This window comes from Marisediminitalea sp. (assembly GCF_984433645.1).
This window is the reverse complement of record NZ_CFIDRX010000194.1, coordinates 4690-7701: the sequence shown is the minus strand read 5'-3', so window position 1 is coordinate 7701 and position 3012 is coordinate 4690. Positions and strand designations below refer to the sequence as shown.

General features: G+C 46.6%; 3 protein-coding genes and 1 pseudogene. 3 read left to right on the top strand and 1 reads right to left on the bottom strand.

Translation table 11 applies throughout. From position 1 onward, the window contains the following. Both AC4MRN_RS17995 and AC4MRN_RS17990 read left to right on the top strand, forming a co-directional pair. Positions 1–812, top strand: an 812-nt coding sequence (locus AC4MRN_RS17995) for a PLP-dependent transferase (protein WP_491204056.1), incomplete at its 5' end; no start/stop codon positions are given. A 190-nt stretch (positions 813–1002) separates the two neighbouring features. Beyond that, the gene (locus AC4MRN_RS17990) at positions 1003–1602 is read left to right on the top strand and encodes an FMN-dependent NADH-azoreductase (protein WP_073324664.1); all 600 of its coding nucleotides are present in this window, start codon (positions 1003–1005) and stop codon (positions 1600–1602) included. Positions 1603–1766: 164 nt separating this feature from the next. Here AC4MRN_RS17990 and AC4MRN_RS17985 read toward each other — a convergent pair whose 3' ends face one another. Further along, positions 1767–2309: a glutathione peroxidase gene (locus AC4MRN_RS17985; protein ID WP_073324663.1), complete on the bottom strand. Its 543-nt coding sequence runs from the start codon at positions 2307–2309 to the stop codon at positions 1767–1769. A 220-nt stretch (positions 2310–2529) separates the two neighbouring features. Here AC4MRN_RS17985 and AC4MRN_RS17980 point away from each other — a divergent pair. Further along, positions 2530–3012: pseudogene (locus tag AC4MRN_RS17980) on the top strand (S9 family peptidase); the annotation flags it as partial.

Genomic DNA, 3012 nt, shown 5'->3' with positions numbered 1-3012 from the left:
CGAATACGCGCGCCGTGTTTTCTGAAACGATTGCTAACCCGGTGACACAAGTATCTGATGCCCGCGCGATTGGACAGTGGTGTGAAGAAAATAACCTGCTTTTCATGGTAGACAATACTATGACACCGCCTCCGGCGTTTGACGCAAAAGCGATGAAAGCATCCCTCATTCTGTGCTCGTTAACCAAGTATCTGGCAGGGCATGGTCACGTGTTAGGTGGCGCTGTGATAGATACAGGCTTGTTCGATTGGACTACCTTTCCTAACATCAGCCCTAAATATCAGGTTGCCGACAAGGCCATGTGGGGCATTACGCAGATCAAGAAGAAAGGGTTGCGCGATATTGGGGCGACACTGGCTTCTCAGTCCGCACACTTGATTTCTGTAGGCATGGAAACACTGTCTTTGCGTACCGCCAGAAGTAACGAGAATGCGCTGAAACTAGCGACCTATCTTGAATCGCACCCAAATATTCAAACGGTGTACTACCCTGGATTAGCTAATCACCCACAGCATTTCATTGCGCGTGAGCAACTGGCTAATTATGGATCTATTTTGAGCTTTGATTTGGTGCCCGGCATTGAACCATGTGAATTTTTGGACAAGCTGGAGCTGGTAATTTCTGCCACGCACCTGGGTGATACCCGCACGTTGGCCTTGCCTGTTGCGCCAACGATTTTCTTTGAAAATGGGCAGCGAGAACGAGCGCGCATGGGGATCACGGAAACCATGATACGTTTATCCGTAGGCATCGAAGACACTGACGATCTGGTTGCAGACTTTGAGCAAGCCCTGAATAGCTTCTCGTTGTAACACCCACGTCAATTGCCACTACATTCATAAGCCTCTGTTGCAGCTGCACAGAGGCTTTTTCTTTGTTACGTCGTATTTCGCCTTTGTAAATTTCATTCTATTTAATCGAACGGTACACGTGATTTTTAGCCATGGATGCCTTACTTAACAGCTGATTTAATGAATACATCAACTGATAGGAGTGGCAGACATGAAAAATATTCTAGTAGTAAACAGCAGTTTAAACAGTGAAGCAGGTAATTCATCTAAGTTGGTAGCCAATTATCTGGACAAGCTTGCCAGCAAAGACGTGAAATTAGACTTACTTGACCTCAATAAAGCGCAGCTTCCACATCTGACCCAACAAGAAATGGCGGCGTGGATGACCGCGCCAGAAGAGCGTACACAAGCACAAGCAGAACTGGCAGCCATTTCAGATGCATTGCTGTCTCGTTTAGTAGAAGCGGATGAAGTGGTTATTGGCTTGCCAATGTATAACCTGGGCGTGCCTTCTACCTTCAAAGCCTGGATTGATAGACTGGCTCGCGCTGGAAAGTCATTCAAATACACGGAAACAGGTCCGGTTGGTTTGATTGCAGACAAACCTGTAACGGTGCTCGCCGCTCGCGGTGGCGTCTATGCGGGAACAGATTACGATACGCAGACGCCGTACATCCGTCACATTTTTGGTTTGATGGGGATCACCAGCGTGAATTTCGTGTATGCAGAAGGCCTGAACATGGGTGAAGAAGCGGCTGAGAAAGCTTTTTCTGCAGCAAATGAAAAAATTATTGAACTTTTGTCTAATTAATCAGACAAAACCTATGCAGTTAGCAAAAATAGCAAGGATGAGTTATCTGAACTATTGTTGCTAAAGTGTGTTCCAAGTTGAGTGTGCTTTAGCCCCGTAATTTACGGGGCTTTTTTTTGCCTGACAATAAATCGACCCGGGCAGGCCGATTTATCACAGTAACATTACATTGCCAGTGCTTTGGCAACATCGCCACGCAGCGACTTGTCTGACGGTTTTACCGAGCTTTTATAATGCTTCACAATGTTCCCGTTCTTGTCGACAAGGTACTTGTTGAAGTTCCAGCTTGGCGCTTCTCCGGTAGCCTTAGCCAGCATACGGAATAACGGGTCTGCGTCATCGCCTTTCACGTGGGTAGGTTCAAACATAGGGAATTTAACGCCGTAGGTTAACTCACACAATTCCGCTGTTTTTCCCTCATCTTTGGCTTCCTGATTAAAGTCATGCGACGGAAAACCTAACACGACAAAGTCCTGGTCTTTTAATTCAGCATACATGGCTTCGAGACCTTCGAATTGCGGCGTGTAGCCACAGTAGCTGGCTGTGTTCACGATAAGCAGTGTTTTACCTTGAAATTCACTGCACATGTTTACGGTTTCCTGAGAGTTCAGTTTGCGCTTCATGAATTTCAGTACGTCAGGGCAAGAGTTCGCCTGGCTGGTAAAAGCCACAGCACTTAACAGCAGGGCGCCCATTAATTTTTTCATTTTGTCATCCTTTATGATTGGTGTTTGTTGAGCAATACAGTGAAAACTATCGGCTTGGATCACAGTGACCCACAAAATACGGTGCTTATTAAGGCACTGTATTCGATCTATTGAAGCGGTGTTCTCACGGCAAAGCGGATAAGTTTAAGGATAAATATACACAAGCACGGGTTTATCATGGCTATAATGACGGGGTTGTAATTAATAAGTAAATAAGAATATGCCAAATCACCTGACCAGAAGTTTAATTGCAGGTAGTTTAAGCCTGCTTTTGTTCGCCTGTGCGAACACCACAGAATCCAGTACTCCTATTGCGCCGCAAACAACGGCCGCGTTGCCACAGCCAGCTAGCGTCGTTGTCCCCGATGTCGCTACATCCAAAAGCAACAGCGAGTTAACACTGAAACAAATTATGGCCGATCCCGATTGGCTCGGCAGGCAACCATCAAGGCCTTCGTGGTCATTGGATGGTGATATTGTGTATGCCCGCAAGCGAGAGGGCAGCGTCGTTGATGATTATTTCCTGATTGAAGCCGGAAAAACGGGCAACGGTGAGAAAATCGAGCTAAGCCAAGCGCATCAATACCGTTATGACGAGAAGGTCACCAGTCATGATGGGCAATATACGGCCTGGCGCTTTGAAGATAGCGTATTTGTAAAAATGCCAGACGGTGCAGTTGTGCAGCTCACTCGAGGAGGCCAA

Excerpts from the sequence above, each read along its gene's own strand:
- AC4MRN_RS17985 (WP_073324663.1), bottom strand. The coding sequence starts at position 2,309 with ATGAAAAAATTAATGGGCGCCCTGCTGTTAAGTGCTGTGGCTTTTACC.
- AC4MRN_RS17990 (WP_073324664.1), top strand. The coding sequence starts at position 1,003 with ATGAAAAATATTCTAGTAGTAAACAGCAGTTTAAACAGTGAAGCAGGT.